The organism is Microbaculum mangrovi, assembly GCF_051390635.1.
GTDB lineage: Bacteria > Pseudomonadota > Alphaproteobacteria > Rhizobiales > Tepidamorphaceae > Microbaculum.
In genome coordinates this window covers 792985-819806 of record NZ_JBPODT010000001.1, presented here as the reverse complement: position 1 = coordinate 819806, position 26822 = coordinate 792985, and the positions used below count along the sequence as shown (strand labels likewise).

At 69.2% G+C, this 26822-nt stretch carries 26 protein-coding genes and 2 riboswitches; of the genes, 14 read left to right on the top strand and 12 right to left on the bottom strand.

Annotated elements, in window-relative coordinates:
- Positions 1-15 precede the first annotated feature (15 nt).
- Positions 16-789, top strand: a complete 774-nt coding sequence (locus ACSF9G_RS03945; protein WP_436638563.1) for a cobalt-precorrin-6A reductase — start codon at positions 16-18, stop codon at positions 787-789.
- On the opposite strand, the gene cobJ is transcribed toward ACSF9G_RS03945, so the two are convergent.
- Genes cobJ through ACSF9G_RS03910 form a run of 7 tightly spaced genes read right to left on the bottom strand, consistent with a single transcriptional unit; the run spans position 753 to position 8926 of the window.
- Positions 753-1517, bottom strand: coding sequence for a precorrin-3B C(17)-methyltransferase (gene cobJ / locus ACSF9G_RS03940; RefSeq protein ID WP_436638561.1), 765 nt, complete (start codon positions 1515-1517; stop codon positions 753-755). The two genes, ACSF9G_RS03945 and cobJ, sit on opposite strands and share 37 nt — an antisense overlap.
- Positions 1514-2257 carry a precorrin-2 C(20)-methyltransferase gene (locus tag ACSF9G_RS03935; protein WP_436638553.1) on the bottom strand — a complete coding sequence of 248 codons (744 nt, stop codon included), beginning with the start codon at positions 2255-2257 and terminating at the stop codon, positions 1514-1516. Before ACSF9G_RS03935 ends, cobJ begins: the two co-directional genes overlap by 4 nt.
- Positions 2254-2901, bottom strand: coding sequence for a precorrin-8X methylmutase (locus tag ACSF9G_RS03930; RefSeq protein ID WP_436638551.1), 648 nt, complete (start codon positions 2899-2901; stop codon positions 2254-2256). Before ACSF9G_RS03930 ends, ACSF9G_RS03935 begins: the two co-directional genes overlap by 4 nt.
- Positions 2898-4025: a ferredoxin-like domain-containing protein gene (locus tag ACSF9G_RS03925; RefSeq protein ID WP_436638550.1), complete on the bottom strand. Its 1128-nt coding sequence runs from the start codon at positions 4023-4025 to the stop codon at positions 2898-2900. The genes ACSF9G_RS03930 and ACSF9G_RS03925 overlap by 4 nt, the downstream gene beginning before the upstream one ends.
- Positions 4022-7468 carry a cobaltochelatase subunit CobN gene (cobN, locus tag ACSF9G_RS03920; protein WP_436638549.1) on the bottom strand — a complete coding sequence of 1149 codons (3447 nt, stop codon included), beginning with the start codon at positions 7466-7468 and terminating at the stop codon, positions 4022-4024. Before cobN ends, ACSF9G_RS03925 begins: the two co-directional genes overlap by 4 nt.
- A 1-nt stretch (position 7469) precedes the next feature.
- Positions 7470-8522: a cobalamin biosynthesis protein CobW gene (cobW, locus tag ACSF9G_RS03915; RefSeq protein ID WP_436638546.1), complete on the bottom strand. Its 1053-nt coding sequence runs from the start codon at positions 8520-8522 to the stop codon at positions 7470-7472.
- Positions 8519-8926 (bottom strand): DUF1636 family protein, encoded by a 408-nt coding sequence (locus ACSF9G_RS03910; protein WP_436638544.1) that lies wholly within the window; start codon positions 8924-8926, stop codon positions 8519-8521. Before ACSF9G_RS03910 ends, cobW begins: the two co-directional genes overlap by 4 nt.
- Positions 8927-9065: 139 nt before the next feature.
- A riboswitch (cobalamin riboswitch) is annotated at positions 9066-9284 on the bottom strand.
- Between the two features lie 49 nt (positions 9285-9333).
- Here ACSF9G_RS03910 and cobU point away from each other — a divergent pair.
- The 3 genes from cobU (at position 9334) to ACSF9G_RS03895 (ending at position 12096) form a co-directional block, all read left to right on the top strand.
- Positions 9334-9861, top strand: coding sequence for a bifunctional adenosylcobinamide kinase/adenosylcobinamide-phosphate guanylyltransferase (gene cobU / locus ACSF9G_RS03905; protein WP_436639662.1), 528 nt, complete (start codon positions 9334-9336; stop codon positions 9859-9861).
- A complete protein-coding gene (gene cobO, locus ACSF9G_RS03900) occupies positions 9858-10475 on the top strand; it encodes a cob(I)yrinic acid a,c-diamide adenosyltransferase (RefSeq protein ID WP_436638542.1) in 618 nt (205 codons plus the stop codon). The genes cobU and cobO overlap by 4 nt, the downstream gene beginning before the upstream one ends.
- 163 nt (positions 10476-10638) lie before the next feature.
- Positions 10639-12096: a cobyric acid synthase gene (locus ACSF9G_RS03895; RefSeq protein ID WP_436638540.1), complete on the top strand. Its 1458-nt coding sequence runs from the start codon at positions 10639-10641 to the stop codon at positions 12094-12096.
- Here the strand turns inward: ACSF9G_RS03895 and cbiB are convergent.
- Complete coding sequence (gene cbiB, locus ACSF9G_RS03890) at positions 12080-13063, bottom strand: adenosylcobinamide-phosphate synthase CbiB (RefSeq protein WP_436639660.1); 984 nt, start codon at positions 13061-13063, stop codon at positions 12080-12082. The two genes, ACSF9G_RS03895 and cbiB, sit on opposite strands and share 17 nt — an antisense overlap.
- Between cbiB and cobD the strand changes: the two genes are divergently transcribed.
- The 3 genes from cobD (at position 13062) to ACSF9G_RS03875 (ending at position 15273) form a co-directional block, all read left to right on the top strand.
- Complete coding sequence (gene cobD / locus ACSF9G_RS03885; RefSeq protein ID WP_436638538.1) at positions 13062-14090, top strand: threonine-phosphate decarboxylase CobD; 1029 nt, start codon at positions 13062-13064, stop codon at positions 14088-14090. The two genes, cbiB and cobD, sit on opposite strands and share 2 nt — an antisense overlap.
- A 49-nt stretch (positions 14091-14139) precedes the next feature.
- Positions 14140-14364, top strand: a riboswitch (cobalamin riboswitch).
- Between the two features lie 38 nt (positions 14365-14402).
- On the top strand, positions 14403-14579 hold the full coding sequence (locus ACSF9G_RS03880; protein ID WP_436638536.1) for a CbtB domain-containing protein: 177 nt from the start codon (positions 14403-14405) through the stop codon (positions 14577-14579).
- Between the two features lie 7 nt (positions 14580-14586).
- Positions 14587-15273 (top strand): CbtA family protein, encoded by a 687-nt coding sequence (locus ACSF9G_RS03875; protein ID WP_436638534.1) that lies wholly within the window; start codon positions 14587-14589, stop codon positions 15271-15273.
- Positions 15274-15367: 94 nt separating this feature from the next.
- Here the strand turns inward: ACSF9G_RS03875 and ACSF9G_RS03870 are convergent, their stop codons facing one another.
- Positions 15368-15841: a YbaK/EbsC family protein gene (locus ACSF9G_RS03870; protein WP_436638532.1), complete on the bottom strand. Its 474-nt coding sequence runs from the start codon at positions 15839-15841 to the stop codon at positions 15368-15370.
- Between the two features lie 156 nt (positions 15842-15997).
- Here ACSF9G_RS03870 and ACSF9G_RS03865 point away from each other — a divergent pair, with 156 nt between their 5' ends.
- Both ACSF9G_RS03865 and ACSF9G_RS03860 read left to right on the top strand, forming a co-directional pair.
- Positions 15998-18289: an ATP-binding protein gene (locus ACSF9G_RS03865; RefSeq protein WP_436638530.1), complete on the top strand. Its 2292-nt coding sequence runs from the start codon at positions 15998-16000 to the stop codon at positions 18287-18289.
- Positions 18290-18388: 99 nt separating this feature from the next.
- On the top strand, positions 18389-18991 hold the full coding sequence (locus ACSF9G_RS03860) for a hypothetical protein (RefSeq protein WP_436638528.1): 603 nt from the start codon (positions 18389-18391) through the stop codon (positions 18989-18991).
- On the opposite strand, the gene ACSF9G_RS03855 is transcribed toward ACSF9G_RS03860, so the two are convergent.
- Complete coding sequence (locus tag ACSF9G_RS03855) at positions 18988-19920, bottom strand: metallophosphoesterase family protein (RefSeq protein ID WP_436638526.1); 933 nt, start codon at positions 19918-19920, stop codon at positions 18988-18990. The two genes, ACSF9G_RS03860 and ACSF9G_RS03855, sit on opposite strands and share 4 nt — an antisense overlap.
- A gap of 350 nt (positions 19921-20270) precedes the next feature.
- On the opposite strand from ACSF9G_RS03855, the gene ACSF9G_RS03850 reads away from it, so the two are divergent.
- Positions 20271-20723 (top strand): NUDIX domain-containing protein, encoded by a 453-nt coding sequence (locus ACSF9G_RS03850; protein ID WP_436638524.1) that lies wholly within the window; start codon positions 20271-20273, stop codon positions 20721-20723.
- 3 nt (positions 20724-20726) lie between these two features.
- Here the strand turns inward: ACSF9G_RS03850 and ACSF9G_RS03845 are convergent, their stop codons facing one another.
- Complete coding sequence (locus tag ACSF9G_RS03845; protein WP_436638522.1) at positions 20727-21707, bottom strand: glutathione S-transferase family protein; 981 nt, start codon at positions 21705-21707, stop codon at positions 20727-20729.
- A gap of 157 nt (positions 21708-21864) precedes the next feature.
- Here ACSF9G_RS03845 and ACSF9G_RS03840 point away from each other — a divergent pair, with 157 nt between their 5' ends.
- From ACSF9G_RS03840 to ACSF9G_RS03825, 4 genes are all read left to right on the top strand, one after another.
- A complete protein-coding gene (locus ACSF9G_RS03840) occupies positions 21865-22809 on the top strand; it encodes a LysR family transcriptional regulator (RefSeq protein ID WP_436638520.1) in 945 nt (314 codons plus the stop codon).
- 114 nt (positions 22810-22923) lie between these two features.
- Entirely contained in the window at positions 22924-23253 is a 330-nt protein-coding gene (locus tag ACSF9G_RS03835) for a (2Fe-2S)-binding protein (protein ID WP_436638517.1), read from the top strand.
- A gap of 183 nt (positions 23254-23436) precedes the next feature.
- Entirely contained in the window at positions 23437-23916 is a 480-nt protein-coding gene (bfr, locus tag ACSF9G_RS03830; protein ID WP_436638515.1) for a bacterioferritin, read from the top strand.
- 260 nt (positions 23917-24176) lie between these two features.
- On the top strand, positions 24177-24692 hold the full coding sequence (locus ACSF9G_RS03825) for a GNAT family N-acetyltransferase (RefSeq protein ID WP_436638513.1): 516 nt from the start codon (positions 24177-24179) through the stop codon (positions 24690-24692).
- Between the two features lie 53 nt (positions 24693-24745).
- On the opposite strand, the gene ACSF9G_RS03820 is transcribed toward ACSF9G_RS03825, so the two are convergent.
- Positions 24746-26821, bottom strand: a complete 2076-nt coding sequence (locus tag ACSF9G_RS03820) for a hypothetical protein (RefSeq protein ID WP_436638511.1) — start codon at positions 26819-26821, stop codon at positions 24746-24748.
- Position 26822: the final 1 nt, after the last annotated feature.

The following is a 26822-nucleotide window of genomic DNA, read 5'->3' as shown; positions in this document are numbered from 1 at the left end:
CATCTCCTGTGCCCCATGGCACTGAAGCTCCTGATCCTGGGCGGAACGACGGAAGCGAGCGCGCTTGCGCGCGCGATCAAGGACGACGCGCGCGTCGCCGCCGTCGTGTCGCTTGCCGGCACGACGAAAGCGCCGGCCAGGCCACCGATCCCCTTCCGTATCGGCGGTTTCGGCGGTGCCCAGGGGCTTGCCGACTATCTCATCGCCGAGCGGACCGATCTGCTGATCGACGCCACCCATCCCTTCGCCGCCGTGATGAAGGGCAACGCCGCCGACGCGGCGCGCCGGGCCGGCGTTCCGCTCCTGGCCATCCGCAGGCCGGAATGGCGAGCGGAGCCGGGGGATGACTGGACGGTCGTTGCGGATATGAGATCCGCTGTGGCCGCGCTGGGCCCCGTGCGCAAACGCGTGCTGCTCACCATCGGACAGAAGGAGCTCGCGCCGTTCAAGGCCGCGCCGCAGCACGCCTATGTGATCCGCTCCGTCGACGCGCCGGCTGCCGACAGCCTGCCGCCGGATGCCCAGGTGATCACCGCGCGCGGACCGTTCGCCGAAGCCGACGAGCGCCGGCTGCTGGCGGAGTATGGGATCGAGGCGCTCGTCACCAAGAACTCGGGTGGAACGGCGACCGGCGCCAAGCTCGTCGCGGCGCGGTCGCTGGGTGTGCCGGTTATCATGGTGGCGCGTCCGCCGGTGCCCGGCGTCGAGGCGGTCGAGACGGTCGAGGCGGCGCTTGCGTGGCTGGCACGTTTTCACGAGACCGACGCCTCCACGCGGCGGGGCGTGTAGACCCAGGGCTCGCCGTTTGGGCGGGGGACGAGGCGGGTGGCGCTCGAGCCGATCATCACGAGCGTGCGCATGTCGGCGCGGCTCGGATCGGCGCTCGCCAGATCGGCGATCTCGATCCGCTCGTCCGTCCGGCTGACGGCGGTCGCGAAGATCACCGGCGTGCTCGGCGCGCGGTGGGCGCGGAGGAGATCGAGTGCGGCGCCGAGCTGCCACGGCCGCGCCTTGGAGATCGGATTGTAGAGGGCGATGACGAAATCGGCGGCGGCCGCGGCCTCGAGCCGGCGGGTGACGGTTTCCCAGGGTTTCAGGTTGTCCGACAGCGAAATCGCGCAGAAATCGTGGCCGAGCGGCGCGCCGAGGCGGGCGGCGGTGGCGAACATCGCGGAAATGCCGGGCACGACCGTCACGTCGATCTCCCGCCATTCCGGCTCGCCGTCCTCGATCGCCTCGAACACGGCCGCGGCCATGGCGAAAACGCCCGGATCGCCTGAGGAAACGACGGCAACGTCCTTACCCGCGCGGGCCAGTTCGAGCGCGGCGCGGGCGCGGGCGATCTCCTCCCGGTTATCCGACCCGTGTCGGCTCTGGCCGTTTTTCGTCGGCACGCGGTCGAGATAGGTCGTGTAGCCGAAAAGGTCGGTCGCGGCGTCGAGAACGGCACGCGCCTGCGGCGTCTGCAGCTCTTCGGCGCCGGGGCCGAGACCGACGATGGTAAGGCGGCCGGTCACACCGTCCTCCGTTCGGTCGGAACCAGGACGAGCGAGAAATAGGGGCCGTCGTCGTCCGGCTTGTCGGCGAGGCGGACGACCGTTTCTTCCGGCATGGTGCCGCGTTCGACATAGACGGCGCGGTCGAGCTTGCCGGCCCGGGCGAGGGCGGAGCGGACCTTGGCGAGGTTGCGGCCGGCCTTCATGACGACGGCGGCATCGGCGCCGGCAAGCCGTTCGGCGAGACCGTCCTCGTCCATGGTGCCGGAGACGACGCAGAGCATGTCGTCGCCGCGGGTCATGGGAGCGCCGGCGCGGGCCCAGCAGCCGCTCATCGCGGTGATGCCGGGCACCACCTCGGCCGCGTAACGGCCGGCGAGGCGGTCGTGCAGATACATGTAGGAGCCGTAGAACAGCGGATCGCCCTCGCAGAGGACGGCGACGTCGCGGCCCTGGTCGAGCCGCGCGGCGACCTGGCGCGCCGCATCATCGTAGAAGGCGGCCATTTCGCTGCGATAGCGCGGATCGCCGACGGGCACCTCGACCGTGAACGGGTATTCGAGGCGCAGTTCCTCCGCCGCCGGGTTGAAGCGGCCCTCGACGATGCGCCGCGCGTTGCCGCTCCGGCCGCGCTTGGAGAAGAAGGCGACGACCGGCGCTTCGCCGAGAATCCGCGCGGCCTTCAGCGTCATCAGCTCGGGATCGCCCGGGCCGACGCCGACGCCGTACAGTGTGCCGCTTTCGTTCGCCACGTCGCTCATTCGGCCTCGCTCGCCAGCGCGTTGACGGCGGCGACCGCCATGGCGCTGCCGCCCTTGCGGCCGCGCACGGTCATGAACGGCACGCGGCCGTCCGCCTCCAGCGCCTGTTTGGATTCGACCGCGCCGACGAAGCCCACCGGCATGCCGATGATCGCCGCGGGCTTCGGTGCGCCGGCTTCGAGCATCTCGAACAGGTGGAACAGCGCGGTCGGGGCGTTGCCGATGGCGACCACAGCGCCGTCCATGCGGTCCCCCCACATTTCCATGGCGGCGGCGGTGCGGGTGTTGCCGATCATCTCGGCGAGGCCGGCGACCTCCGGTTCCGACAGGGTGCAGACCACGCCGTTGCCGTTGGGCAGGCGGGCGCGGGTGATGCCGTTCGCCACCATCTGCGAATCGCAGAGGATCGGCTTGCCGGCCAGCAGGGCGTCGCGGGCGGCCCCGGTGAAATCGGGCGAAAACACCAGGTCGGCGGCCACATCGACCATGCCGCAGGCATGGATGACGCGCACCGCGACGCGCGCCTCGTCCGGCGTGAAGCGGGCGAGATCGGCCTCGGCGCGGATTGTCGCGAAGGAGCGGCGATAGATCTCGGCGCCGTCGCGGATGTAGTCGTACTGCTTCGGGTCCTGGGGGGCATTCATCGGGAAAGCGTCTCCGGAGTTGTCGCCGCTCCGCCGGCCGGCGCGACATCGGGTCCGCGCAAGTGCCGGCGTGGGTCGGACGGGTCGGTGATGAGGTCGAGATCGGCCAGGGCCGACAGAATTGCGGCGGTGTTGTCGTCGTTTACGGGCACGAAGGCAAGCGCGCGCCACGGCGTCATGCGGACGGTCGCGTCGGCGAAGCGTTCGGACAGATCGGCGAGCGCGGCGAGCCTGTCCGCGTCGATGCGCCCGCGCGGCACGCCGGCGACGATCGCGCCTTTGCGATGGCCCGCGAACGGGACCCGGCCGATCGGACTGTCGGTCGGGGGCGGCGCGTACATCAGCTCCAGATGGGCGGCGCGGGTAGGCTGCACCCGGCCGGGGGCCACGTTGCCGGGGGCCACGCTGCCAGCGTCCATGCGGCCAGAAACAAGAGGCCGGCCGGTCAGCTCGGCCATGGTGAGGATCGCGGTTTCACCGACCTTCTCCGCCAGCTCGCGCATCCTGTACGGCGGCGCGTCGGCGGGACCGGCCAGCTCGAGAAACACCAGCGCCAGTCGCCGCGCCAGGGCCGGCGCTTCCTCCGGCGTACAGACAGCGAGCATGGCACCGCCGCCGGGACCGATCGCCAGTTGGCCGTCCAGATCGCGCACAACGATATCGGCGTGCGCCTGCGGGACCGGCATCGTCCGGCCGCAATCGACGAGGAAGCCGAATTTCGGCGGCAGGGCGCGCAACGCCTGGGTTTCGTCCAGTTTCGCCTCGATGGCGCGCGCGATCGCATGGGAATCGAACGTCGCATCCGGATCGTCGGGACCCAGGGGGTCGGCGGCGACGTTGCGCACCTCCTCGAGCGCGGCGTCGGCGCTGGCCAGGCCGTGCTCCAAAACGGTCGCTGCGAAGGTCCCGGTGGTATCGGGCCGCAGTCCGCGTACCTGCAGGTTCGCGCGATTGGTGAGGTCGATCAGGCCGTTGCCGCAGTCCCGCGCGGCGCGGGCGAGCGCGCGCAGGGCAGGCGCCGGCAGGGTCGCCGCCGTCGGCTTGACGCGGACCAGCAATCCGTCATCCGCCTCCATCGGCGTTACCACGCTGGGGCACCAGCCGACGCGTCCCTCCCGGCTCATGGCTCGCCTCCCGCCAGGATGGCGGCCACCGCGTTGCGGCGCGGGCGCCAGAGGCCGCGGCGGATCGCTTCGTCGAAGCGCGCGACCATCGCGGCGCGGGCGGCGGGGTTTTCCGTGCGCAGGAAGCGGTCGACGGTCTCGTCGCCGAGGGTTGCGTCGAAGACGAGATCGAACTGGCGGTCGAGCCGGTCGGGCAGGGTGGCGGCAAAGCCGTAGAGGCCCTCGAGCGATCGGGCGATCTCCGATCCGCCGCGATAGCCGTGGCGCATCATGCCGGCGATCCACTGGGGATTGGCCGCGCGGCCGCGCACCACGCGCGTGACCTCCTCGGCGACCGTGCGGGTCTTCGGCTGCTCGGGGTTCGACGTATCGGCGTGATAGAGCGCCGGACTCGCCCCCAGCGCCTCGGCCGCCGCGGCGAAACCGCCTTCGTGGGCGGCGAAATCGACGGTGTCGAGCAGGTCGATCTCGGCATGGTCCTGCTGGTGGACGAAGGCCTCCGTGGCGCGCACCCTCTCGGCGAAGCCGTCGGCGTCGCGGGCGCCGTCGAGGCCCTGGCCGTAGGCATGGGCGGAGGCCGACAGATAGGCGTTGCCGAGATCGGCGCGCTCGTCCCAGGCGCCTGCCTCGACGAGATGGGTGACGCCGGCGCCGTAGCTTCCCGGCGCGGCGCCGTAGATGCGGGCCGTGGCCTTGCGCAGGGCCTCCCCGGTCAGGCCGCGGGCCTTCGCCGCGACCGGGTTCCACTGGTCGTCCTCGTCGCGTTCGGCGACCGCGCGGACGACGGCGTCGAACAGGGCGATCTGCGCCTCGAAGGCGTCGCGGAACATGCCGGAGACGCGCAGGGTGACGTCGATCCTGGGACGGTCGAGCATCGCCAGCGGCAGGATCTCGAAGCCATTGACGCGGTTCGAGCCGGTATCCCAGGTCGGCCGCGCGCCGATCAGTACCAGCGCGAGCGCCAGATCCTCGCCGCCGGTGCGCATGGTCGCCGAGCCCCACAGGTCGATCACCACCGATCGCGGCCAGTCGCCGTGATCCTGCAGGTGGCGGCGGACGAGATCGTCGGCGGCCTTTTCGGCGAGCACCAGGGCGGAGCGGGTCGGCACCGCGCGCGGATCGACGGCGAACAGGTTGCGGCCGGTCGGCAGAACGTCGGCGCGGCCGCGCGTCGGCGCGCCGGAGGGGCCGGGGAGCACGAAGTGCCCGTCCAGGGCGGCCAGCAGCGCCTGCCGTTCGGCCTCAGGCGAAGCGTCCAGGCGCGCGTCGAGCGGTTCCGGGGGAAGATCGGGACAGGCGGCCCTCAAGGCCTCGGACAGCGCGGCGCGCTGCTCGGGTCCGGGCACGGCGCCGAACACGTGCAGGCCGTCGCGGATCTGCAGGTCCTTCACGTCGCAGAGATAGGCGTCGAGGCAGGCGAGGCGGTCGTCCTCGCTCATGTCCGCCGTCGCGCCGCTTTCGGCGAGCAGCCCGACCTCGTCGGCGCGCTCGAGGATCTCGGACTTCAGGATCGCGGTGCGGCGCCTGTCGAGGCCGTCGGCGGCGGCGAACTCGTCGATCAGGCGTTCGAGCTCGGTCGCGGCGCCGTGGCTGCCGGCGAGCTTCAGGGGCGGGGTCAGATGGCCGATCGTCACCGCGCCGAGCCGGCGCTTGGCGGCGGCGGCCTCGCCGGGATTGTTGACGATGAAGGGATAGATCAGGGGCAGGCCGCGGATCAGGGCCGTCGGCACGCAGGCGCCGGACAGGGCGACGGCCTTGCCGGGCAGCCATTCCAGCGTGCCGTGGGTGCCGAGATGGACGATGGCGTGGATCGCCTCGCACTCGCGCAGCCACAGATAGAAGGCGACATAGGCATGGCGCGGCGGCAGATCGGGGTCGTGATAGGTGTCCTTGCGCTCAAGCGCGCTGCCGCGGTCCGGCTGGATCGCCGCGATGACGTTGCCATAGCGGCCGAAGGGCAGGGCGAAGGCGCCGTCCGCGACGGCCGGATCGTCTTCCGCAGCGCCCCAGGCCTCGACGATCCGCGCGCGCGTGTCCTCGGGCAGGGTGGCGAACAGCCGCCGATAGTCGGCGAGCGACAGGAACGGTGTCGGGTCGGCATCGCACAGGGCGGCGACGACCGCCTTGCCGTCGGGCACCGTCGCGCCGGTGGCATAGCCCTCGCGGTTCAGCAGGCCGAGGATCTGCGCCGTGCTCTCGATGGCGTCGAGGCCGACGGCGTGCGCCGCCTGGCCGGCGGCGCCGGGATAATCGGAGAGGATCAGCGCGATCCTGCGGTTCCCGCGCCCGGTGGCGGCGAGCCGGGCCCAACCGGCGGCGCGGTCGGCGGCAAGTGCGATGCCGTCCGGATCGGGGGTGTGAATGGTGCGGGCGAATTCCAGGCCGTCGATTTCCGCCTCTTCCGCCTTGAACGAGATGGCGGTCGCAAGCAGGCGGCCGTCGAGCTCGGGCAACACCACCTGCATGGCGAGATCGGCCTGGGAGAGGCCGCGCGCCGATTCCGCCCAGGCCTCGCGCGCGGAGCCGGAAAGCACGAGCTGGAGTACCGGAACGCCGGCGGCATCGAGCGGAGAGGCGCCGTCGTTTCCGGCATCGGGGTCCAGCCGGGCGGAGAAGCCGGTGGCATTGAGGATCACGGCGGGCCGCCAGTCGCGCAGGGTCCGGGCGACGAAGGCCGCCGTTTCGGGCGCCTTCAGGCTCGCGACGTACAGGGCGCGGACGTCCAGCCCCTGTTTGTCGAGGTCGCGGGCGAGCGCGTCGATGGGGACGAGGTCGGCGGCGAGCAGGTAGGCCCTGTAGAAGACGATGACGGCGAGGGGGCCTGGTCCGACCGCTTCACCCTCCGAGATGGCGCTTTGCGCCTCCTCAGGATGAGGGTGGGCGGTAGGGCCGGGACGGGGAAGCCGGTATTCCCCGTGCATCGGCAGCGGCGTGGCCCGGTCGCCATCGTCGGGGCCGAGGCCGGCGAGATGGGCGGCCAAGCGCAGCGCGCGGCCGGTGTTCTCCGGTCCGCCATGGGCGAAGCAGGCATCGAGCCGGGCGCGGATGCCGGGATCGACGGTCGACAGTTCGATCAGCCGGTCGTCCTCGCGGCCGTCGCCGGGCAGGATCGCCAGCGGGATCGCGCGATCGCGGCAAACGCGGGCGACTTCCTCGGCGCCGTAGCGCCAGTAGTCGAGGCCGCCGAGCAGGCGGATCACCACGCAGCGCGCGGTCTCGATCACCTGCTCGACATAGAGGTCGACCGACAGCGGGTGCTTGAGCCGGGCGAGGCTAGCGAGCCTCAGGCCCGGCAATGCCGCGTCCGCCTGCCAGGCGGCGGACGCGGCGCCGAGGTCGGAATCCGAGAAGGACAGGAAGACCAGGTCGGCAGGCGTCTGGCCGAGATCGACCGCCTGCTCGATCTCGTCGAGCGCGCGTGTCTCCCGGACCAGAACGTGCATGTCAGCCTCGTATCGCCGCGTCGATCGCGGCCTGGTCCAGGCCGGTCTCGCCGATGACGACGAGGCGGCCGACGCGCTGTTCGGTCGGCGTCCACGGGCGGTCGTAGGCGTGGCGGAACCGGCCGCCGACGCCTTGCACGGCGAGCCGCATCGGCTTGGCGCTGACGGGCACGAAGCCCTTGATGCGCAGGATGTCGTGCGCCTCGGCGACCGCGCGGAGGCGGGTGACCAGGGTGTCGGGGTCGGCGATCTCGCCGATCTCGACGACGAAGGACTCGAAATCGTCGTGCTCGTGGTCGTCGGCGCCGTCATGGTGCGAGGGGCGGGCGTCGAGATCGTCCTCGGCGGCGGCGCCGATGCCGAGCAGGACGGCGGGATCGATGCGGCCCTCGTAGGCCGAGACGACCTTCACCGCGCGCGGCACCGCGCCGGCGATCCCCTGCTTCAGCGCATCGATGCCGGCCGCGTCGAGCAGGTCGGCCTTGTTGACGACGATCAGGTCGGCGGCGTTGAGCTGGTCCTCGTAGACCTCGGCGAGCGGGTTGTCGTGATCGACGGAGGGATCCTCCGCGCGCTGCCGGGCGATGGCGTCGGGATCGTCGGCGAAACGGCCGGTGGCGACGGCGGGGCCGTCGACCACGGCGATGACGCCGTCGACCGTCATGCGCGAGCGGATGGTCGGCCAGTCGAAGGCCTTGATCAGCGGCTTCGGCAGGGCGAGGCCCGACGTCTCGATCAGCACGTGCTCGGGCGGATCGTCGCGGTCGAGCAGGGCCTGCATGGTCGGCAGGAAGTCGTCGGCGACCGTGCAGCAGATGCAGCCGTTGGCGAGCTCGACGATGTCGTCGTCGGTGCAGCCGGCGATGCCGCAGCTCTTCAGGAGGTCGCCGTCGATGCCGAGCGAGCCGAACTCGTTGACGATGATGGCGATGCGGCGGCCGTTGGCGTTCTCCAGGACGTGGCGCACCAGCGTCGTCTTGCCGGCGCCGAGGAAGCCGGTGATCACGGTCGCGGGAATCTTCTCTCCGCTGAGCTTGGGGGCAGGCGCACTCATTCGGCGGCGTCCTTTATCGGGGATTGCGGGAAGGCGAGATGGGTCGGGAAGCGGCCGACGATGGCGTGGCGCAGCGATTCAGGCCGGCCGGAGCGCAGAACGGCGCCGCGGTCCGATTGCGCGTAAGCCGCGGCGTAGGTGATCAGGTCGTCGGCGTGCTCCGGGCCGATATGGCCGACCATGTAGGCCCATTTGCCCGGCTGGGAGACGCCGGCGGAGCAGCCCTGCTCGCAATTGGCGAAGCAGACGACCGGTTCGACGTCGACGGGCGCGGCGTCGCCCATCGCGGCGAGCTTTTCGGCGACGGCCTCGTAGAGCAGCTTGCCGGGCGGCGTCTCGCCCTCGGCCAGGGGCGCGCCGTCCTGCTTGCAGGTGGTGCAGACGTAAAGGAAGGGTCGGGCCACCGCTTCAATTCCCTCGTTGTTGGCGCGATCATCGCGCTGTCCAGGGTGCGTGGTCCGTTCCGCAGGCGACGCCTTGTGGGAACTACGCCGACATCTCGGGTCGGTCGTCCGCGAATTGCCGGCGCACCCCGCCCGACGTCGCGGTCAGTCCTGGACGGCAGGTCTCCTGGCTCGCGGATCGTCTCGCTTACCCGTCGCCTTCCCGGGCGCCACGACGTGGCACGTCGCCCAGTGGACATCAGACGGGCGGCTCTCCGCCTACAGTTGCGGGGGCAGCCGCGGCATTCGAAGCTTCCTTCGGCACCGCGTTCCCTTTTCACCTTCCTCAACAGGAAGGACCGTCACCGGATTGACTATTGCCTTGCCGGGGGCGAGTCAATCGGGCTGGCAACGACGCAAAGAGGCGCATTTTGGATAGCCATTCCCATCTCAGCCTGGTGCTCGGCGGTTCGCGGTCGGGCAAGAGCCGGTACGCCGAAGACATGGTGCGGGCGCAGCCGGCGCCGTGGGTCTATCTGGCGACGGCGCAGGCCTTCGACGCGGAGATGGAGGCGCGAATCGCCGAGCACCGCGCGCGCCGGGGCGAGGGCTGGCGGACCGTCGAGGCCCCGCTCGCGCTGCCCGAGGCGATCCGGGACGCCCCCGCCGCCGCGCCGGTCCTGGCCGACTGCCTGACGGTGTGGCTGTCGAACCTCATGCTCGGCGGGCACGACGTCGCCGCCGCCATCGACAATCTAGACGCCGCGCTGGCCGCCCGGGATGCGACAACGGTGCTCGTTTCCAACGAGGTGGGCCTGAGTATCGTGCCCGACAACCCGCTCGGCCGCGCCTTCCGCGACGCGCAGGGGCGGCTCAACCAGCGTATTGCGCGGCAGGCCGCGCGCGTGGTCTTCATGGTGGCGGGACTGCCGATGGTGATGAAGGACGAGACATGACAGACGAGAAGCCCGACGAGACCGCCCGCCACCGCGCGAAGATGGAGAAGCGCAAGGCAGTGCAGGACGCCGAGGTCGCCTCCAAGACGATCGAGAAGAAGGGCCTGCTGATCGTCAACACCGGCCCGGGCAAGGGCAAGTCGACGGCGGCCTTCGGACTGGCCCTCAGGATGGTCGGCTACGGCCGCAAGGTCGGCGTCGTGCAGTTCATCAAGGGCGCCTGGTCGACGGGCGAGCGGGTGGTCCTGGAAAAGTTCGGCGATCTCGTCGCGTGGCACACCATGGGCGAGGGCTTCACCTGGGAGACCCAGGACAAGGCGCGCGACATCGCGGCCGCCGGGAAGGCCTGGGAAAAGGCCAGGGCGCTGATGGCCGATCCCGAGATGGCGCTGGTCGTGCTCGACGAACTCAACATCGCGCTGCGATACGATTACCTGCCGCTCGACGAGGTGGTGGAGACGCTCAAGAACCGCCGGCCGGACCTGCATGTCGTCGTCACCGGCCGCAACGCCAAGCCGGAACTGATCGAGGCCGCCGACCTCGTCACCGAGATGACCCTGGTCAAGCACCACTTCGCCGCCGGCGTGAAGGCGCAGGAGGGCATCGAGTTTTGAGGACGCGTCGTGCCGGGCGCCGGCGATCTGCCCCGTCGGTCCCGCATTGCCGGCGGGATCGGAGCGGGCGGCGCTCAGGCACCGCCCGCAAGGGCCAGTGGGGAGGGGACGTGCCGCGCGGTAGCGTTCTCGTTCGGTCGATCTGCTCGGGAGCCCCCATGCGATGACCGCCCGGGCCATCATGTTCCAGGGCACCGGCTCGAATGTCGGCAAGTCGCTGATCGTGGCCGGGTTGTGCCGGGCGCTGACGCGGCGCGGGATCGCGGTGGCGCCCTTCAAGCCGCAGAACATGTCGAACAACGCGGCGGTGACCGCGGAGGGCGGCGAGATCGGCCGGGCGCAGGCGCTGCAGGCGCGCGCGGCGGGGCTCGCGCCCCATGTCGACATGAACCCGGTGCTTCTGAAGCCGCAAAGCGAGACCGGGGCGCAGATCGTGCTGTGCGGCAAGGTGTTCGGCGCTGCGAAGGCGCGCGAGTTCCAGGCGGTCAAGCAGCGGTTGCTGCCGCATGTGATCGAGAGTTTCGAGCGGTTGAAGCGGACCGCCGAGATCGTGCTGGTGGAGGGGGCCGGCAGCGCCTCGGAAATCAACCTGCGCGCCGCCGACATCGCCAACATGGGTTTCGCCCGCGCTGCCGACGTACCCGTCGTGCTGATCGGCGATATCGATCGCGGTGGTGTCATCGCGAGCCTCGTCGGCACGAAGACCGTGATCGATCCCGCCGACGCGGCGATGATCGTCGGCTTCATCGTCAATCGCATGCGTGGCGATCCGACCTTGTTCGATGCCGGCATGGCGGCCATCGCCGAGGCGACCGGATGGGCGAATCTCGGGCTCGTGCCGTATTTTGCCGGTGCCGGCCGGCTTCCGGCGGAGGACGCCTATTCGCTGAGCGAGCAGGAGGCGGGACATGCCGGCGGGACAATCCGCATATCCGTGCCGGTGCTGCCGCGGATCGCCAATTTCGACGATCTCGATCCGCTCGCGGCCGAGCCCGATGTCGCGCTGACCATGGTCGAGGCCGGCCAGGCCATCCCCGCGTGCGACCTCGTCATCCTGCCGGGCTCGAAGGCGACGATCGCCGATCTGAAGGCGCTGAAGCGCGAGGGGTGGGACGTCGACATTCTCGCGCATGTGCGCCGCGGCGGGCGGGTCCTGGGCCTCTGTGGCGGCTACCAGATGCTGGGCAGGACCATTGCCGATCCCGAAGGCATCGAGGGCTATCCGGAACTGGCGGAAGGGCTCGGCCTGCTCGATGTCGAGACGGTGCTGTGCAGCGACAAGAGCCTCGTCGAGGTGAGCGGCGAGACGGTCGCCGACGGGCTCGCCTTCCGTGGCTACGAAATGCACATGGGGCGCACGACGGGCCCGGCGACGGAGCGGCCGCTGGTCCGGCTGGCCGACGGCCGGGTCGACGGCGCGGTCTCGCCGGACGGCCGTGTCGCCGCCACCTACGTGCATGGCTTCTTCGCCGACGACCGCCAGCGGGCGGCCTGGCTCGACCGGCTCGGCGGCGCCTCGGATCTGGCCTACGAGCGTGGCGTCGACGACGCGCTGGACCGGCTCGCCGAACACCTGGAGGCGCACGTCGATATCGACCGGATCGTCACGTCAGCCAGATGAGGGCGGCAAGCAGTCCGGTGGCGGCGATCTGGAGTCCACAGGCGACGCGGTAGAGATCGAGCGCGCGGCGGATATCGGCCGCCGTCGCCTCGGCGCGGCCGTAGCCCATCCAGTGATCGTCGACGCGGATGTCGCCGTAGATGCGCGGACCCGCCAGCTTCAGCCCCAGGGCACCGGCCATCGCCGCTTCCGGCCAGCCGGCGTTCGGCGATTTGTGATGGCGGGCGTCACGAAGGGCGGTGCTGACGGCCGCCTTGCCGTCGAGGCTCAGAATCGTGGCGGCAAGGGCGATCCACACCGCCGACAGGCGCGAGGCGGGCAGGTTGACGAGATCGTCGAAGCGCGCCGACGCCCAGCCGAAGGCGCGGTGGCGCTCGCTTTTGTGGCCGATCATCGAGTCCGCCGTGTTGGCAGCCTTGTAAGCGGCGATTCCGGGCAGGCCGAACAGCGCGCACCAGACGGCGGGGGCGACCACACCGTCGGAGAAGTTTTCCGCCAGGCTCTCGATCGCCGCGCGCGAGACGCCGGCCTCGTCCAGGCTGTCGGGATCGCGGCCGACGATCCGCGAGACGGCCGCCCGGCCGCCGGCGAGGCCGGCGCGTTCCAGGCCCGTCGCGACGGCGGCCACATGCCAGTACAGGCTTCTCTGGGCGATCAGGGTCGAGGCCGCCGCCGCGACCAGCAGGGCCGCCAGGAGATCCGGCAGGATGTCGAAGAGCGCGATCTGGACGATCAGCGTCGGGACGATCGTGACGGCGAGGATAAGGGCGAGGGCGAGGGCTCCGTTGGCGCGGCGCCTTGCCTCGGACAGGGCATCCGTGTTGAGGCTTCGGTCGAGCCGGTCTATCAGCGCGCCGATCCACATCACCGGATGGCGGATTGCCTTGTAGAGCGGCGCGGGATAGCCGAAGGCGGCCTCCGCGAGGAGGGCGAGAAACAGCACCAAGAGGTTCGACGCGATATCCATGATCGGCAAGACGGCTAGCACGTTCGCGCACGTCCCGGCAGGGGGGGAGATTGCTCATGGCGGGCGCCTGGCCGAGGCGCGGCGGCTGTTCCCCGGTGCGCCCGAGCTGATCATCGACCTGTCGACCGGCATCAATCCGCGGCCCTATCCGGTTCCCGATGTCCCGGCGGAGGTCTGGGCGCGATTGCCGGAACCGTCGGATGCGGCGGCCCTGGAGACCGCCGCCGCGGCTGCCTATGGCGGCGATCCGACGCGGGTTGTCGCCGCGCCGGGCACGCAGGTGCTGATTTCGCTGCTGCCGCGCATCGTGCCGTTGACGTCCGTCGCCGTCGTCGGGCCGACCTATGCCGAGCACGCCGCCGCCTGGGCGCAATCGGGTGCGGCGGTCACGGAGGTTGGCTCGCTCGAGGCGGCAGCCGGACATGACGGCATCGTCCTGTGCAATCCCAACAATCCCGACGGACGACGGACGGATCCGGAAACTTTGGCGGCGCTGGCCTCGGAGCTCGCCGCGCGCAACGGCCTGCTCGTCGTCGACGAGGCCTTCGCCGACCTGGAGGACGGGCCGCTGAGCCTGATCCCCGACCTCCCCGGCGCGGGCGTGGTGGTGCTGCGCTCCTTCGGCAAGACCTACGGGCTCGCCGGCCTGCGGCTTGGCTTCGCGGTGGCCGGGCCGGACCTGGCGGTGAAGATCCGCGCCGCGCTGGGGCCGTGGGCGGTGTCGGGGCCGGCGATCGGGATCGGGCGCCGGGCCCTGGCCGATGCCGGCTGGCTGGCTGAGACACGGGCCCGGCTGGACGAGGACCGGCAACGCCTCGACGATCTTCTCACGCGTGCGGGGCTCGCCGTCGTCGGCGGGACGCGCCTTTACCGGCTCGCGGAAAGCGCGCGGGCGCCGGCGGTTTTCGACCGGCTGGGACAGGCGGGGATCTTCGTGCGTCGTTTCGCCTATCGCCCGGACTGGCTGCGGTTCGGGATGCCCAGCGACGAGTCCGCGTGGGTGCGGCTTGCGGCGGCGCTGGGATGAAACGCGGCAACGCCCTCGACGGACGCAATCCGGTTCGATAGTGTCCGACTCGGATCGGTCCCGGACAGGCTGGCCTGAAAAGGTTCAGTCCAACGGGCGCAAAAGGGAACGCGGTGCCGGCCTGTCTCGACAGGACTTACCGAAAGCCGCGGCTGTCCCCGCAACTGTGGGCGCCAAGCCGTTCCTCCGTCATCCCACTGGCTTGACGCCGGGAAGGGGGAGGAAGGGCGCTAAAGGCGCGAGCCAGGAGACCTGCCGGTCCGTGGGACAACTCAAGACGCCGCCGGTGGAGCGGCAACACGGGTACATACGATGACTAATCAGACGACGACTTTTTCCCAGCCTCTCGCCTCGACCCGCATCGGTGTCGCGGCCCTGGTGTTCCTGATGGGAGCCGTGCTGGTCTTCGGGGCCGGTTTCGCGCATCCGCAGGCCCTGCATGACGCCGCGCACGACGCGCGTCATGCGATGTCCTTCCCCTGCCACTGATCGCGTCATGCTGATGCGCATATTGGCCGGCGGCCTCATCGGAGGCATCGCCGGGGGTATCGTCGTGGGCGCGATCGAATCCGTCACGACGACACCGCTCATCCTGCACGCCGAGCAGTTCGAGACGACGGACGTGGCAAGCGCCGCGCAGATCCTGCTCGCCCACGTCCATAGCGGCGAGACGGCGGCCGAAGGCGGCGACGCGATGCGGACGATCCTGACCTACACGGCGAGCGTGATCGTCGCGGTCGGCTTCGCCTGGATGCTGCTGGCGGCGATGTTCGTCAAGGGCGCCGAGATCACCGCGCGCAGCGTCATTCCGTGGGCGGTGGCCGGCTTCGTCGCGACCGGGCTCGCGCCGGCCTTCGGGCTCGCGCCCGAGCTGCCGGGCGCCTACGCGGCCGAACTGGAGCTGAGGCAGATCTGGTGGGTCGGCACGGCGGTGGCCACCGCGCTGGGCCTGGCGGCGATCTTCTTCGGCCGGCATGTCGTCTGGTCGATCGTGGGCGTCGGCCTGATCGTGCTGCCGCACGTGATCGGCGCGCCGCACCCCGACGACATGGGCAGCCCCGTGCCGGCAGAGCTTGCCGCCCAGTTCGTGTCGGCCTCGCTGGTGGTTCAGGCGCTGATGTGGGTCGTTCCCGCCGTTATCGCCGGCTTCGCCATCGAAAGGATGCGTCCGGCGGCGGCCTGATCGACGAATTCACGTAGACAATCGAGCCCGCGGGGACCTCCTCGCGGGCTTTTTCGTGGGTTGAGACGGCGGTTCAGGCGTCGGAACAGGGGTGTCAGAACGGATGCCGCCGCGCCTTGGTCGCCGCGGCGAGGGCGTTCGGATCCACCGAGAAGACGCAGCGCGGCGTGCCGGCCGCCGCCCACACGGTGTCGAAGTCGAGCAGCGTCTCGTCGATGACGGTGGGCATCGTATCCGGGTGGCCGAGCGGCGGAATGCCGCCGATCGCGTAGCCGGTGATCTCGCGCACCGCCCGTCCGTCCGGGCGTTTCAGGGGCTCGCCCAGCACCGCGGCCATGCCGTCTTCGTCGACGCGATTGACCCCGGAGACGAGCAGCAGATAGGGCGTTTCCGTCTCCGCGCCCTGAAAAACCAGCGATTTGACGATCTGCGCGACCGCGCAGCCGCAGGCCGCCGCCGCATCCTCGGCCGTGCGCGTCGACTCCGGCATCTCGACGACGGTGATGTCGAGACCCGCCGCCCGCGCGGCGTCGGCGACCCGTCTGGCACTCTCTGGAAGCTCGCTCATGGCGGCGTACCATGGTCGAGCGGCGATCTGCCGTCCACCCGAATTTCGCGGCCGTTTGGAATTCGGCGGCGATCGCCGCATTATCGCGTTGAGCTTGCCCGATTGGAGGTATGGTATTTTGTTTGTCGGGTATCCTTCTGGAGGAAAGGCTCAGTTTTGGCGCTGGATGAGGACGACAAGGCGGCCACAGGCGCGCAGGACCGGATCGAGGGCGCGTTTCAGCTGATCCTCGACAACTGTCCGGTCCCGGTCGTGGCCGCGCGCGTATCGGACGGCGAGGTGCTGTACCAGACGCCGGCCATGGCGGCGATGCTGCGGCTTAAGCCGGGCGATCCGCCGCTCAAGGTCGAGGATTTCGCCATCGACCGCGACGAGCGCGCGGAATGCCTGCGGCTGATCCGGGAGCACGGCAGCGTCGACGATTTCAGGATGCACTTCAGGCGTAGCGACGGGAGCCGGTTCGTCGGGTCGATGTCGGCGCGCTTCGTCGAGATCGGCGGCGAAACGGTCATCGTCTCCAACCTGATCGACCTGACCACGGCATTCGAGCGCGAGGCCGAGTTCAGGCGGGTCAACGAGACCCTCGAGGATGCGATCGAGGCGCTCGACGACGGCTTCGTGCTCTACGATGCCAACGACCGGCTGGTGACCTGCAATTCCCGCTACCGGGAATTCCACAGCGATTCAGCCGATCTCCTGGTGCCCGGCGCGCATTGGCCCGAGGTGACGCGGATCCGGGCCGAACGGGGGTTCTTCGTGGATGCCATCGGCCGCGTCGACGAGTGGATGGCCGAGCAGATGGGGCAGCGCGGTATCGCCTTGCGCGAGGAGTTCCCGTCGAAGGAGGGGCGCTGGTTCGAATACTCGCACCGCCCGACCCGGCAGGGCGGCTTCGTCTCGGTGTGGAACGAGATCACCGAGCGCAAGCAGATGGAGCTCGCGCTGCGGCAGCGGGAGGAGCATTTCCGCAGCATCGTCGAGGGTCATCCGCTTCCGGTCTGGATGGTCGATCTGGCGACGTCTGAGATCCTCTACGAGAGCCCGTCGGCAGCCGAGCTGTTCGGCCGCGCCTGGCCGTCCGACCAGCCAGCCTACACCGTCGACCATTTCGTCGATCCCGCCGATCGCGACCGCCTGATCGCCGAACTGCGCAAGAGCGGCGAACTGTACGATGTGGAATTGCGGGTACGGAAGGTCGATGGAACGGTGTTCTGGGCCTCGCTCAACGACCGGATCATCGAGTACGAGGGGCGTGAAGTCTCCATTCTGAGCTTCATTGATCTCACGGCGCGCCGCGAGACCGCCGCCGAAGCGGCCCGGCAGCGCGAGATCCTGCATCAGAGCGAGAAGCTGAGCGCTCTGGGAGAGTTGCTGTCGAGCGTCGCCCACGAGCTCAACAATCCTCTGTCCGTCCTGATCGGCCAGGCCGTGATGCTGCAGGAGCACGCCTCCGACCCCGACACGGCTGTCCGGGCGGAAAAGATCGGCACGGCGGCCGACCGCTGCGCGCGGATCGTCAAGACGTTCCTGGCGATGGCCCGGCAGACATCGGAGGAGACAGCGCCCGTCGACGTCAACGCGCTGATCGAGCAGGCGCTTGAATTCGCAGCCTATTCGCTGCGCACCACCGGCGTCGACATCACCCTGCGCCTGGCCGACGATCTGCCGGTGGTCTACGCCAACGAAGACCAGTTGGTGCAGACCTTCACCAATCTGATCGTCAATGCCGAGCAGGCGCTGAGGGGAACCGAGGGGCCGCGCACGCTGGAGATCACCACGGTGGCCGTGGACGGTGGCGAGGGCGTGTCGATCACCTTCGCCGACAACGGTCCGGGAATTCCCGAAGACGCGCGGTCCCGGATATTCGAGCCGCTGTTCACGACCAAGCAGGTCGGTGTCGGCACAGGGCTGGGGCTTGCGCTGTGCCACCGCATCATCGAGGGGCATGGGGGATCGATCGAGCTGGAGCGCATCGATCGGCCGGGCGCGACGTTCACGATCAGGCTTTCGCGCGATGGCGCGCGGAGCAAAACGGACGAGGAAGAAGCGCCCCATGCCGAAGAGTCGGGCGCGGGACTGAGAATCCTGGTCATCGACGACGAGGAGGACGTCGGCTCGCTCATCGCCGACTGCCTGGAGATGGACGGACATAAGGTGGATGTCGAGCAATCGGCCCGCGGCGCCCTCGAAAGGCTGAAGCACCGTCGGTACGACGTGGTGCTGAGCGACATGCGGATGCCGGAACTCGACGGCGTCTCGTTCTACGGCATTCTGCAGGACACCAATCCCGAGCAGGCCGGCAGCCTGGCGTTCATCACCGGCGATACGTTGAGCCGCCGCGTCAGTGAATTCCTGGCGACCACGGATTGTCCCTATATCGAAAAACCGTTCATGCCCGACGACGTTCGCGAACTCGTCAATCGCGTGATGAGCCGAAAAAACGCCTGAACTGGCCGCAAAAGTCGGAAATGAGGCCTCTTTTCCGTGGCGGATCGTGGTAAACTGTTCGTTAACAGACGACCATCCCGACCGGAATCGGACACACGAATGTCGGAAGAAATGATCATCGAAGACGTGCCGGAGCCGCACAAGCGCGAGAGCCGGCTGAGAGAGGCGCTCAACCGCGCGCGCCAGCAGGCGGCCGAGCGGTCGGACGTCATCGTCGACCTGCGCGAGGCCGAGCTCGCCCGGCTGGAACTGCTGCAGGACGCGCTGAGCGAGGTTTTCGAGGAGATCCCCGAGGATACCGACCTGCTCGAATGCTCGCTTGTTCCCTCAACGCCGCCCAGACTGTGGGTCGACGTGCTCGGCCATGTGATGATGGGCCGCGACAAGCGCACCTACCGGTTCCTGAAGGATACCCGTCACGGCCGCCAGGTGATCCTGGAGACGACCAATCTCGACGAGATCGCCGCGCGCGTGACCGACTACGTGGCGCATCGGCTGCTTGAGCGCGAGCGGGCGCTGGAAAGCGATGCCGATGGCAAGACGGTTGTGCGGCTTGGCGAGACGGAGACGCCCGCCGGGCCGGACGAGTCGTCGCGTCGTTCCGGTGCGGTCTGGGGAACCGTGATCTTCACGTTTCTTGTCGGCGCGTTCGCCGGGGCGGCCGGACTGTTCCTGGCCGGAATGCTGCTTACCGCGCCTTAGATCGCGCGAAAATCGCCGCCCGGCGCGGTGGATTGGCCGTTTTCGAACAGGAGCGTTTCCTGCAATTCCTGCAGTTCGCCGCCGCTGAAGCCACGCGTGCGCATGCGGCAGGTCCAGGCGCCGGAATCCCCCGAGATTTCGTAGAGATTGTACTGCGCGCCCGGCTTGCTGCCGTGCTCGAGCGCCGAGGCGGAGGGCACGCCGACGACCGGCACCGGCTGGCGTGGTCCGGCGATCCAGTGAAGGCTCGCGCGGTGCTCGTGGCCGTGCAGCACCAGCTCGGCGCCGCAGTCGCCCAGGAGCGCGCGGAAGGCGCGGGCGTCGGTCATCCGGCGGTAGCGGTCGCCATGGGTGCGGATCGGGGTGTGGTGAACCAGCACGACGCGGAACAGGCCGTCGTGGGCGAGGTCCCGCAACAAGGGCTTCAGGCGCGCGATCTGGTCGCGGCCGATGCGGCCGGTCGCCATGAAGGGGGCCGAGACGACGGCCGACGAACAGCCGATGATGGCCAGGGGCCCGCGCCGGCGCAGGTAGGGGAAGCCGGAATGCGCGGCGGTGTCGGGGTCGCCCGCCATATATTCGCGCCAAGCCAGCGCCGTGCCGGGAATGGCGCGGCGGGTATAGGCGTCGTGATTGCCGGGAACCAGCGAGACGTGGTCGGGCGGGCCGAGGCTTTGCAGCCAGAGCCGGCAGCTCTGCCACTCCGACGCGGTCGAGACGATCGCCAGATCGCCCGTCACCGCGATGTGGTCGGGCGACTGGTGCCCGAGATCGCCGGTCAGCGCGTCGAGAACGTCGCGACGATGGATCCGGTGACGGCTCCGCCGCCAGTTGATCCAGCCGAGCGCGCGCTTCGACACCAGCTCGCGGCGGAGCGGTGCGGTCTCGGGCGGTACGTGCGGGTCGGAAAGATGGGCCAGCCTGAACATCGCCCGCGGGTTCTACAGTTCGCGGGCGATATTGGCCAGACGGGTCGTCAGTTGGACGAGAACGTCATCAGCGTCGCGGCGATGCGCCCGTCGCGCATGTCGACCGCAGGATGCCAATGGTACGTCCGGCGGCTGAAGAGGCGCCAAAACATGATCTGCTCCATTTGGTAGAGTGTAGGCGCCGAACAGGGTGCCTCGATTGCGGTGGAGATAGATGTTGCACTGCAATATTCCAAGGGCCACAAGAGCAGGTCTGCTTTGCGTGGCGCGCATGTCCGCTTAACAGGGTATCCAGTCAACGAACTATCCGGGGGGCGTACGGCGCGGACGCCCGGAAACGTGTCGGGACGATGCGACGACTGCTGAAACTACTCCTTCGGCCCTGGTGGCTGCTGAATCGCGGCATGACGCTCGGCGTCAGGGCCGTCGTCGCGCGCGACGGCAAGGTGTTCCTCGTGCGCCATTCCTACCTGCCCGGCTGGTACCTGCCGGGTGGCGGCGTCGAGCGCGGCGAAACGGTGCTCGACACCTTGACCCACGAATTGCGCGACGAGGGCAATATCGTCCTCGAGGAACCGCCGCGGCTGTTCGGCGTCTATTCCAACGAGACCGACCATCGCGGCGATCACGTGGTTCTGTTCGTCGCCGGGGCCTGGCGGCAGGACGGCGCGTTCCGTCCCACCATGGAAATCGTCGAAGCCGGCTTCTTCGCCCTGAACGATCTGCCGGAGGGCACCACGCCGGCGACGCGGCGCAGGCTCGCCGAGGTGTTCGACGGCGCCCTGCCGGACACGCGCTGGTAGGGCTCAGGCCGCCTTCAGCCGTGCCCGGTCGTGCGGTGCGGCCAGGTCGATCAGCGGGCCGGCGGGAATGATGCCTGTCGGGTTAATCGAGCGATGGCTGGTGTAGTAGTGGCGCTTGATGTGATCGACGTCGACCGTTTCGGCGATCCCGGGCACCTGGTAGAGGTCGCGGAGATAGCCGAACAGGTTGGGATAGTCGACGATGCGGCGGATGTTGCACTTGAAATGGCCGAAATAGGCCGGATCGAACCGTACCAATGTCGTGAACAGTCGCCAATCGGCCTCGGTGGGGCTGTCTCCGGTTAGGTAGCGCTGGCTGGACAGGCGCTTTTCCAGCGCGTCGAGGCTGGCGAACAGCGTCGTCACGGCCTCGTCGTAGGCCGCCTGGGTGGTGGCGAAGCCGGCCCGGTAGACGCCGTTGTTGACGGTCTCGTAGACGGTCGCGTTGATCCGGTCGATTTCGGCGCGAAGTGGCGCGGGGTAGAGGTCGACGTGCGGGTTGCCGCCGACCGCGTCGAAGGCGGTATTGAGCATCCGGATAATGTCGGCGGATTCGTTGGAGACGATGGTCTCGCGCTGCTTGTCCCACAGCACCGGGACCGTGACGCGGCCGGTGTAGCGCGCGTCGGCCTTCAGGTAGATCGCGGAAAGGCGCCGTTGGCCGTAGAGCGGATCGGGAAAGGTGTCGCTGAATTCCCAGCCTTCGTCGGCCATCGTCGGCGCGACGCCGGATACGCCGATGTGGGCCTCCAGCCCCTTCAGCACGCGGGCCACGAGCGTTCTGTGCGCCCACGGACAGGCCATCGAGACATAGAGGTGATAGCGGCCGGATTCCGCGGGAAAGCCGCCATCACCCGTCGGACCGGGCGCGCCGTCCGGCGTGATCCAGTTGCGGAATTGCGTTTCGGGGCGGCGGAACTGGCCGTCCGAAGACCCCGGCCTCGGCTCGTCGCTGCGCCAAATACCCTCGACCAGTCGTCCCAAAGTCTCGTCTCCTTGCTCGTGCGGGGCCGCGATCGGCCCATCGTGCGGCCCATCGTTCGGCCCATCGTTCGGCCCATCGTTCTGGGACGTACGTAGCGGTTGATAGCGAGTCGAAAAGGCCTTAGTGATCGATGATATTGTTGCCGAAGGCTGAACAATGGACCGGATGGCGGAGATCGAAACCTTCGTCCAGGTTGCCGAATCCGGGGGGATCGGAGCGGCGGCCGAGCGACTGGGGGTTGCCAAATCGGCGGTGAGCCGCCGCCTGAAGGAGCTCGAGGAACGGCTCGGCGTGCGTCTCGTCAACCGCACGACACGGCAGCTCAGCCTTACCGATACCGGCAAGACCTATTACGAGCGGGCGGTCCAGATCCTCGCCGATCTTGAGGATGCCGACCAGAACGCCGCCGCATTGCACGGGGCGCTGTCGGGCCGGCTCAAGATCGCCGCGCCGCAGTCCTTCGGCGTGATGCACCTGACGCCGGCTGTTACCGGTTTCCTGAACAATCATCCGGAGCTGTGGATCGACCTCGATCTGAACGACCGGCGCGTCGACCTCGTCAACGAGGGGTTCGACCTGGCGGTCCGCATCGGCCGGCTCGAGGATTCGAGCCTGATCGCGCGGCGCCTGGCGCCGGTGCGCAACGTCGTCTGCGCAAGCCCCGACTACCTTGCCCGGCACGGCATGCCCGAACGCCCGGAAGACCTGATGGCGCACACCTATCTGCGCTATTCGAACGTGCCGGAACGGCGGGTGTTCAGCTGGATCGACGAACACGGCCGCGAGCGCGTCGTCAATCCGAAGGCGCGGCTCGTCTCCAACAACGGCAACATGCTGCAGGCCGCCGCCGAGGCGGGGCTCGGCATCATCTCGCAGCCGACATTCCTGGTCTATCAGTCGATCCGCGAGGGCCGGCTGGTGCCGATCCTGACCGACATCGAATGGTGGCAGCTCGGCGCCTACGCGCTGTATCCGCCCGGACGACATCTGTCCGCGAAGGTGCGCGCCTTCGTCGACCATCTGGCCACCTGCTTCGGCGACCCGCCGTACTGGGACGACTTGGGCGACGCCGGCCCGGTCGTGCGGGCAATGGCGAGCTAGATCCGGCCCGGCCCGCTGTCACACGCTTATAACTTGACTTTCAAAGTCGATAATATTATCGAGGGTTGGTTGCGCTTGTAACCAATCTGGAACGATTCAAAACTGAGGCCAGCGGTGATCGTCTGTTCCTGCAATGCCCTGTCGGATCGGGAGATACGCGCGTGCCTGTCGCCCGGGCCGGACTGTCCCTTTACGCCGGCCCAGGTGTACCGGTGTCTGGGGTGCAGCCCGCAATGCGGGCGCTGCGCGCGCACGATCCGCGAGATCATGGATGCGGCCCTGCCAGGTGTGCACAGCGGTTGCGTGACGCAATGCAACGCCGTGTGCCCGCTGCGGGCCGGGGAGGCGGGCGAGGGCATGGCGGACGATGGCCCGGCAGGCGGCCGGCTCGACGCGTTCGAGTTGGCCGAGGAGGCATACGCCGACGGTCCCGTTCGCGTCTGAGCCGCGTTTCGGCGCCGATTGCCGCACCGTTGCCCCTGTTCCTATCCAAAATCGCGAAAAATGCGCTAGCCTGACGGCATCGCTGATGTCCGATCGGGACCAGGCCGGAAGGCGCTACTTCCGGGGATGGTCGAAATTTTCCCCAAGTCACTGGTACGCTGCGGCAGAAGGAGGAGTTTTGTCATGAAAGGCGACGCGAAAGTCATCGAATACCTCAACAAGGGCCTGCGGTCCGAGCTGACGGCGGTCAGCCAGTACTGGCTGCACTACCGGCTGCTGGAGGACTGGGGCTTTCTCGACCTCGCCAAGAAATGGCGCGAGGAATCGATCGAGGAGATGGGGCACGCCGACAAGTTCATCGCTCGGATCATCTTTCTCGAAGGCTTTCCGAACCTGCAGGAGCTGAACCCGCTGCGCATCGGCGAGAACGTCCAGGAAATCCTGGAGGTCGACCTGGCCGGGGAATACGAGGCGCGCACGCTGTATCTGGACGCGGCGAAGTACTGCGACTCCGTCAACGACCGGGTGTCGAAGAACCTGTTCGAGGAACTGGCCACCGACGAGGAGGGGCATATCGACTTCCTCGAAACCCAGCTCGACCTGATCGGGAAGCTGGGCGTTCAGTTGTATTCCCAGAGGCACATGGGCGGGCTCGGGGACTGAGGCGCCGAAAACGACCGCAAGGCCGCGCTGGACCGGTGCGGCCTTGCGTGATATCAGGGCCGACCTTCGACGGGAGACACCGCGCCATGTTGCGGATCGTAGAGCGACGACGAGTTGGAACGCGCGAAAGCGCGTGCACCTTCGTTGCGCCCCGTCGCCCGCGCCGCCGCTTCTAAAAGCGCCGGCAAATCCCGACAAATCCGCTGGAACCGGCTCGCGGTCCCCGGGGCGCCCGACAAGAAGCTCTCGGGAACCCTGACATGACCGTCCTCGCCAAACCGATCGCCGATATCCAGTACGAAGACCTGTCCCACCTCGAAATCGTCGAGGGCCTGCTCGACGAAGCGTTCGGGCCCGGCCGTTTCGCCAAGACCGCCTATCGGTTGCGCGAGGGCACGGTGCCGATTCCCGAGCTGAGCTTCGTCGCGACGCTGAAGGATCGGCCGATCGGGGCCGTGCGGCTGTCGCCGATCACCATCGGCGGCACCGGGGCGCTGTTCCTCGGACCGCTGGTGGTCCATCCCGACCACAAGAACCAGGGCTACGGGCTGACGCTGATGAACCGGGCGCTTTGTGCCGCCAGGCAGCTCGGCCACCGGCTGGTGGTGCTGGTCGGCGACGCGCCCTATTACGCGCGGGCCGGCTTCAAGCCGATCCCGCCCGGCCGGGTGAGGCTGCCGGGACCGGTCGATCCGAACAGGCTTCTGGCCTGCGAACTTGTCGAGGGATCGCTCGACGAAGTCAGCGGCATGGCGCGGCCGGCCCCGCGCCGCTGAGGCCTTCCTCCCCGAACTCCAATCCTTGAGTCCCGGTCACTGGAGCGCCCGGGCTATCGGCCCTCGCGGTACCATGCAGCGGTGAGGGCGGCCAGCAGCAGGACGAGGCCGAGCAGGCCGGCGAGGAGCGGCAGCGCCCGAACGCCGCGCAGGATCGAGGCGTCGGTGGTCTTGAGCCCCAGCCAGTCGCTGCCGTGCATGCGCGTGGCCGTGCGCATGGGCAGCACGCGCGGCACGGACAGCCGGCCCGCATCGGCGACGCGGAACATACCGCCGCCAGTCGCCTCGGCGATCGGGGCGAGGGCCCGTTCGGTCGAGAGGACGTCGGTGAACTCGCGCGGATTGTCGGGCCCGACATTGGCGAGCGTGCGCAGGTCGCCCTGCGCGACGCGGTAAATGCCGAGGTCGGCGACCGGCGTCTTGCCGCGCCACAGGCCCGGCTCGATCTCCTCGAGCGTGAGTTCGACGACGTCGCCGGCCGGGGTTTCGACGCGGGCGGGCTCGGCGGTGTCGGCCATGGTGCGGCGCTCGATGACGAGCTCGTCGCCGCGGCCCTGCGCGATCAGCGCCTCTTCCTCGAGATCGTTTTCCTTCATCAGCCAGTGGGCGAGGCGGCGCAGCAGCGGAACATAGGGGCCGCCGCCCTCGAAACCGCGCGCCCACAGCCAGGCGTGGTCGGACAGCATCAGCGCGACGCGGCCCTCGCCCTCGCGCTCGACGACGAGCAGCGGCTTGTCGTCGGGGCCGGTCATCAGCGTGGCACCGCGCGAGACGTCGGAATCGATCAGCCGGAACCAGTGGCTCCAGTCCGGCGCCTCGGCGCCCTCCAGCAGATCGCGGGTGATCGGATGGCGGCGGCCGGCATCCGACAGGTCGGCGCGATAGGGCGTCTCGGTGACCGTTCCGGTCGGCGCGGCCGGCAGGACGGGCGCCAGCGGGGTGCGGTAGATGCTGCCGTTGTCGGCGTATTCGGGCCCGGCGGCGACCAGGACGGCGCCGCCGTCTTCGACGTAGCGGGCGATGTTGTCGTAGTAGAGTACCGGCAGCACACCGCGGCTCTGGTAGCGGTCGAAGATGATGAGGTCGAACTCGTCGATCTTGACCGAGAACAGCTCGCGCGTCGGGAAGGCGATCAGCGACAGTTGCGAGATCGGCGTGCCGTCCTGCTTCTCCGGCGGCCGCAGGATGGTGAAGTGGACGAGGTCGACCGCGGCGTCCGACTTCAGGATGTTGCGCCAGGTGCGCTCGCCCGCATGCGGCTCGCCGGAAACCAGCAGAACCCTCAGATTGTCGCGGATGCCCTCGACCGTGATCACCGCCCGGTTGTTCAGCGTGGTGAGCTCGCCGGGGGCTTCCTCGGCCTCGATCTCGATGATGTTGCGGCCGCCATGGGCGATCTCGACGGGCACGGTGACGTTGTCGCCAAGCGTCACGTTCATGCCGGTGATCGGCTCGCCGTCGCGGGAGATGGTGACGCGCGCGCGCGGCGCGACCGGCCCGGTGTCTTCGCGCGGGCCGAGATCCTCCACGCGGAAGGTGATCTGCTGCTCCTGGCCGACGATGCCGAAGCGCGGCGAGGAATGAACGACGAGGCGGCGGTCGCGCTCGCGATCGTTGCCGGTCAGCAGGACGTGCAGCGGCGCGTTGAAGCCGAGCTGCTCGGCGCGCTCGGGCACGTCGTGGACCTGGCCGTCGGTGACCAGCACGGCGCCGGCGATGCGGTCGGAGGGCACGTCGGCGAGGCCGCGTTCGAGCGCGGTGAACAGCTCGGTGCCGTCGGCGCCGGTCGAGGTGACGTCGATCCAGCGCGCCTCCAGTCCGCGCAGGCGGCCGATCCGCGCCTCCAGCTCGGCGCGCGCCGCGTCGGTCTCGGCCGTGCGCTCGGCGAGCGTCTGGCTGGCGCTGCGGTCGACGACGACGGCGACGACGCCGGGCAGGATCTCGCGGTCCTCTTCCTTCAGCGAGGGATCCAGCAGCGCCAGGATGAACAGGGAAGCGGCCAGCGTGCGCAGCCAGGCGCCGGGCACGCGCTGCGCCAGGCCGAGCAGCGACACGGCGGCGACGCCGACGGCCAGCACCGCGATCAGCCGCCAGTCGACGAGGGGGGCGAAGTCGATGCTCCAGGTCATC